The sequence below is a fragment of the Rhodococcus sp. ENV425 genome, from assembly GCF_002887785.1.
Taxonomy (GTDB): domain Bacteria; phylum Actinomycetota; class Actinomycetes; order Mycobacteriales; family Mycobacteriaceae; genus Rhodococcus; species Rhodococcus aetherivorans.
The window spans coordinates 1-4813 of the sequence record NZ_PCZU01000028.1 but is presented as its reverse complement, the minus strand read 5'-3'; the positions used below and the strand labels follow the sequence as shown (position 1 = coordinate 4813).

The 4813-nt window shown below is 67.8% G+C and carries 6 protein-coding genes; 4 read left to right on the top strand and 2 right to left on the bottom strand.

Annotated elements, in window-relative coordinates:
- Positions 1-235 precede the first annotated feature (235 nt).
- Entirely contained in the window at positions 236-982 is a 747-nt protein-coding gene (locus tag CQZ88_RS01580; RefSeq protein ID WP_050036039.1) for a CoA transferase subunit A, read from the top strand.
- Positions 979-1632 carry a CoA transferase subunit B gene (locus CQZ88_RS01575; protein ID WP_043802432.1) on the top strand — a complete coding sequence of 218 codons (654 nt, stop codon included), beginning with the start codon at positions 979-981 and terminating at the stop codon, positions 1630-1632. Before CQZ88_RS01580 ends, CQZ88_RS01575 begins: the two co-directional genes overlap by 4 nt.
- Before the next feature lie 76 nt (positions 1633-1708).
- Here the strand turns inward: CQZ88_RS01575 and CQZ88_RS01570 are convergent, their stop codons facing one another.
- Positions 1709-2275 (bottom strand): carboxymuconolactone decarboxylase family protein, encoded by a 567-nt coding sequence (locus tag CQZ88_RS01570; protein WP_029546480.1) that lies wholly within the window; start codon positions 2273-2275, stop codon positions 1709-1711.
- On the opposite strand from CQZ88_RS01570, the gene CQZ88_RS01565 reads away from it, so the two are divergent.
- Positions 2268-2801 carry a MarR family winged helix-turn-helix transcriptional regulator gene (locus CQZ88_RS01565; RefSeq protein WP_258008410.1) on the top strand — a complete coding sequence of 178 codons (534 nt, stop codon included), beginning with the start codon at positions 2268-2270 and terminating at the stop codon, positions 2799-2801. The two genes, CQZ88_RS01570 and CQZ88_RS01565, sit on opposite strands and share 8 nt — an antisense overlap.
- Before the next feature lie 104 nt (positions 2802-2905).
- Complete coding sequence (locus tag CQZ88_RS01560; RefSeq protein WP_037201207.1) at positions 2906-3457, top strand: peroxidase-related enzyme; 552 nt, start codon at positions 2906-2908, stop codon at positions 3455-3457.
- A gap of 3 nt (positions 3458-3460) precedes the next feature.
- On the opposite strand, the gene CQZ88_RS01555 is transcribed toward CQZ88_RS01560, so the two are convergent.
- Entirely contained in the window at positions 3461-4600 is a 1140-nt protein-coding gene (locus CQZ88_RS01555) for an AI-2E family transporter (protein ID WP_029546477.1), read from the bottom strand.
- Between the last annotated feature and the right edge of the window lie 213 nt (positions 4601-4813).

Sequence of the window (4813 nt, the reverse complement as noted above, 5' to 3'; positions counted from 1 at the left end):
GTCGGGGAAGTCGAGCGGCGGGTGCACGCCGTCGGGGCGGGCGAAGCGGGGCGGCAGGTGAAGCATGGGACCTCGGTGTTCGATGCGTGTTCGCGATATGGACGGAAGGACGCTATGCGTACGAGGCTAGTGGGTCGTCCTGGCCGAATCAATATTCCAAAATGAAACAGTCTCGAAATGGTTCGTATCACGGACGGGGGTTCACATTACGCACAACTGCCGCTATCGTAGAGGCATGGACAAAGTCGTTGCCACCGCCGCCGAGGCCGTAGCCGACATCCCGAACGGCGTCACCATCGCCGTGGGCGGATTCGGTCTGGTCGGCGTTCCGGAAATCCTGATCAACGCGCTGCTCGAGCAGGGCGCCACCGACCTCGAGACGGTCAGCAACAACTGCGGCACCGACGGCTTCGGCCTCGGGGTGCTGCTGGAGAAGGGCCGCATCCGCCGCACCATCTCCTCCTACGTCGGCTCCAACAAGGAGTTCGCGCGGCAGTACCTCTCCGGTGAGCTCGAGGTGGAGCTGACCCCGCAGGGCACCCTCGCGGAGCGGCTGCGCGCCGGCGGCGCCGGCATCCCCGCGTTCTTCACCCCCGCGGGTGTCGGCACCCAGGTCGAGGAGGGGGGCCTGCCGCTGCGCTACGACGGCAAGGGCGGTATCGCCGTCGCGTCCCCGCCGAAGGAGACCCGCGAGTTCGACGGCGAGACCTACGTCATGGAACGCGGAATCGTCGCCGACTACGCCCTGGTCCACGCCTGGAAGGGCGACCGGCACGGCAACCTCGTCTACCGCACGAGCGCCCGCAACTTCAACCCGCCCGCCGCCACGTCGGGCCGCATCACCATCGCGCAGGTCGAGCACCTCGTCGAACCCGGCGAGCTCGACCCCAACGAGATCCATACTTCCGGCATCCACGTCCAGCGCGTCGTGCACGTCGGCCCCGTCACTGTCGGCATCGAGAATCGGACGGTCCGTTCATGACCCAGGCAGCCACCACCATCCAGAAGCTCACCCGTGAGCAGATGGCCGCGCGCGTGGCCGCGGAACTCTCGGACGGCCAGTACGTCAACCTCGGCATCGGCATGCCGACCCTGGTGCCCAACTACCTCGACCCGGACGTCGAGGTGATCCTGCACTCGGAGAACGGCGTGCTCGGTGTCGGGCCGTATCCGACCGAGGACGAGCTCGACCCCGAGCTCATCAACGCCGGCAAGGAGACCATCACGGTCATCCCCGGGGCCTCGTTCTTCGACTCGGCGGAGTCCTTCGGCATGATCCGCGGCGGACAGATCGACGTCGCCGTCCTCGGCGCGATGCAGGTCTCCGCCAAGGGCGACATCGCCAACTGGATGATCCCCGGCGCGATGGTCAAGGGCATGGGCGGCGCGATGGACCTCGTCCACGGCGCCAAGCGCGTCATCGTGATGATGGAGCACGTCACCAAGAAGGGCGAGCCCAAGATCTTCGAGGAGTGCACCCTGCCGCTCACCGGCAAGCACTGCGTCCAGCGGATCATCACCGACATGGCGGTCATCGACGTCACCGACGAGGGCCTGAAGCTCGTCGAGACCGCGCCCGGCGTGAGTGTCGACGACGTTCTGGCCGCGACCGCCGCGAAGCTCATCGTCTGACCCTTCCTCCCCTGACGGGCCGAATGTCACACGGGTTCGATCTGACTGAACCCGTGTGACATTCGGCCGTCTGCGTTTACGGGGCGACCTCCTCGCGTCGCCACGCGAACAGCGCGAGCGGCGGGTCCAGCTCGGCGGCGGTGAGGCGGTTGGCGAGCGTCGAGAGGGTGAAGGTGCCGACGCCGAGGACCACCTCGAGGGCGTTGCGCGCCGTGAACCCCGCCGCGGTGAACTCGGCCCACCGGTCGTCGGGCACCGCACCGGCCGAATCGAGTACCGCCAGGGTGAACCTCCGCAGGACCTCGAGTCGTTCGTCGGCGAGGGCCCGGCCGGTGCGCAGTGCGTCGACGAGGTCCCCGGGTGCGCCCATCCTGGTGAGCTTCGCGCTGTGCAGGGCGACACACACGTGGCATTCGTTGCGGGTGGCGATCGTCAGCACCAGCACCTCCCGTTCGATCTCGCCGAGGCTGCTGCGCTCGAACAGTGCGTTGGCGCGGGTGAAGGCCGACAGCAGTTCGGGGGATTCGGCCATGAGCGCGACGGGGTCGGGCACGAATCCGAACTCTCGTCCGATCGCCGACATGATCGGCCGGGCTGCGGGCGGCGCGGTCTCGGGGCTGTGGCGGGTGAAGGTGGTGGGCATCGAACCGTCCTCCGTTAAGATAGACAACATGGTTGACGGAACGGTAAACCAAGTTGTCGAATCCGCGCAAGGCCCCGGCTACGAGCTGCCACTCCTGCTGTTCGCGGGATTCCGTGCCCTAGTCGACGCTCTGCATCGGCAGCTCGCCGAGGAGGGGCATCCGGACGTGCGCCCCGCGCACGGCTTCGCGATGCAGGCCATCGGAACCGCCGGCGCCTCGGCCAGCGAGATCGGCCGCCGTCTCGGCGTGTCCAAACAGGCGGCGGGCAAGACGGTGGATCGGCTCGAGCAACTCGGGTACGTGCGGCGGGAGGCGGATCCGTCCGATGCGCGCGCGAAGACCGTCGTCCTCACCGACCGAGGCCTCGACTGCCTCCGGCGCTCCGCGGTGATCTTCGACGAACTCCGTGGCCGGTGGGGCCGGACGTTGGGCTCCGAGCGCCTGCGGCAGCTCGAAGCCGATCTGCGCACGGTCGCCGGCGCGGAGGGCTTCCGTCTCGACGCGCAGGCGTGGTTCGACCGGTGACCGCCGTGGCGCGGCGTTCTGGACAACTCGGTTAATTCCGGTTAACTTCAGGGTCCGTTGTCCCGACCGGCCCAGGAGACCTTGTGAGCACGCGCTTTCCCGCCATGGAACTGAAGGATCTGCCCGGGGACATCGCAGAGCGCGTCCTCGAAGTGCAGGAGAAGTCGGGGTTCGTGCCCAACGTGTTCCTCACCTTCGCGCGACGTCCCGCCGAGTGGCGGGCCTTCTTCGCGTACCACGACGCGATCATGTTGCGGGAGGACTCCGGCCTGACCAAGGGCGACCGGGAGATGATCGTCACCACGATCTCCGCCGCCAACAACTGCCTGTACTGCGTCGTGGCGCACGGCGCGATCCTGCGGATCTACGAGAAGAAGCCGACGGTGGCCGACCAGGTGGCGGTCAACTACCGCACCGCCGACATCGAACCGCGGCAGCGCGCGATGCTCGACTTCGCCACCAAGGTCAACGAGCGTGCCTACGACGTCGACGACGCCGACTTCGCGGCCCTGCACGCCCACGGCTTCACCGACGAGGACGCCTGGGACATCGCCGCGATCACCGCGTTCTTCGGCCTGAGCAACAAGATGGCCAGCGTGACCGGGATGATGCCCAATCCCGAGTTCTATCTCATGGGCCGGGTGCCGCGGCAGTAACGTTCAGCCGTCCTCGTCGTCGCGGGGTTCCGGCTCGGGCTTCGTCCTGCCGGTGGGGTCGACGACGAGTTCGTAGCGGCGTCCGTATGTTTCGACCAACGCCTGCAGCACGGCGACGACGGGGACCGACACCAGCGCCCCGATCGCACCGAACAGCGACGCGCCGACGATCACCGAACCGAATGCGACGGCCGGGTGGATCGACACGGTCTTCGACGTGATCCGCGGGTGCAGCACGTAGTTCTCGACCTGCTGATAGGCAGTGCCGAACAACACCACCCACAGCCCGTCGATCGGCTGGTTGGCCGCGGCGATGATCGCCGGCAGCGCGATCGCGAGATACGTCCCGAGGGTGGGCACGAACTGCGACACGACCCCGGTCCACAGCGCGAGCGGCAGCCAGTACGGCACACCGATCGCCATCAGGAAGATGCCGGTGCCCACGGCGCTGACCGCACCCAGGATGAGCCGCGAGACGACGTATCCGCCGGCCTTCTCGACGGAGGTCTCCCACACCGTCGAGATCACCTGCTGCTGCCGGGCCGGGAACCAGCTCGAGATCGTGCGGCGCATCGCCGGTCCCTCGGCCGACATGTAGAACACGAACAGCAGCATCGTCATGGCCTGGAAGACCACTCCCACCACAGACGACACCACCCCCACGACCCCGGGGGTGAACCGCTGGACCAGTTCCCGGACGGTCTCCGGGGTCAGGCGGAGGAGCTCCGGACCGGTGGCGAAATTCGTGTCGAAGACGCGGTTGGCCCATTCGGTGACCGCGGTGAGGGCGTCCGGCAGGGCCTTCAACAGCTGGCCCAGCTGCTCGACGAGCAGGGTGCCGAACAGCGCGACGAACCCGATCGCGAAGGCCAGCAGAGAGAAGAGCACCAGGCCGGTGGCGGCGCCGCGCCGCATGCCGACGCGTTCGAGCCAGTCGACGACCGGCTCGAGGGTGATGCTCAGCAACCACGCCAGGAACAGCAGGCCCAGGAACCCGCGCAGGTTGTGGAACAGCCAACCCGAGAGCTGGTAGGCGGCGACGGCGAACAGCACGTACAAGATCGCCGGCCGCAGCCAGCGGGGAGCACGCCGGCCGGCGTTCTCACGCTGCGCCGGTCGCCCGCCCGGGTCGTCCTCGCTCATCGCACACTCCGCGGTCGCCCGACTGTTCCGTACACAGCGGGAATGTACTCGCCTGCCCGCCGTGGCTCGGAGCGAATGTATCGGTCGCTACCGCTGTCGAGATGAGCGATACATTCGCTCGGCCCACAGGGTTCGCACGGGACAACGAAACCGGCCCGGACTCGTGAGAGTCCGGGCCGGTGGTGGTAGCGGGGACAGGATTTGAACCTGCGA

Coding starts and splice junctions, on each gene's coding strand:
- CQZ88_RS01575 (WP_043802432.1), top strand. CDS start 979: ATGACCCAGGCAGCCACCACCATCCAGAAGCTCACCCGTGAGCAGATG.
- CQZ88_RS01560 (WP_037201207.1), top strand. CDS start 2,906: ATGGAACTGAAGGATCTGCCCGGGGACATCGCAGAGCGCGTCCTCGAA.
- CQZ88_RS01570 (WP_029546480.1), bottom strand. CDS start 2,275: ATGCCCACCACCTTCACCCGCCACAGCCCCGAGACCGCGCCGCCCGCA.
- CQZ88_RS01555 (WP_029546477.1), bottom strand. CDS start 4,600: ATGAGCGAGGACGACCCGGGCGGGCGACCGGCGCAGCGTGAGAACGCC.
- CQZ88_RS01580 (WP_050036039.1), top strand. CDS start 236: ATGGACAAAGTCGTTGCCACCGCCGCCGAGGCCGTAGCCGACATCCCG.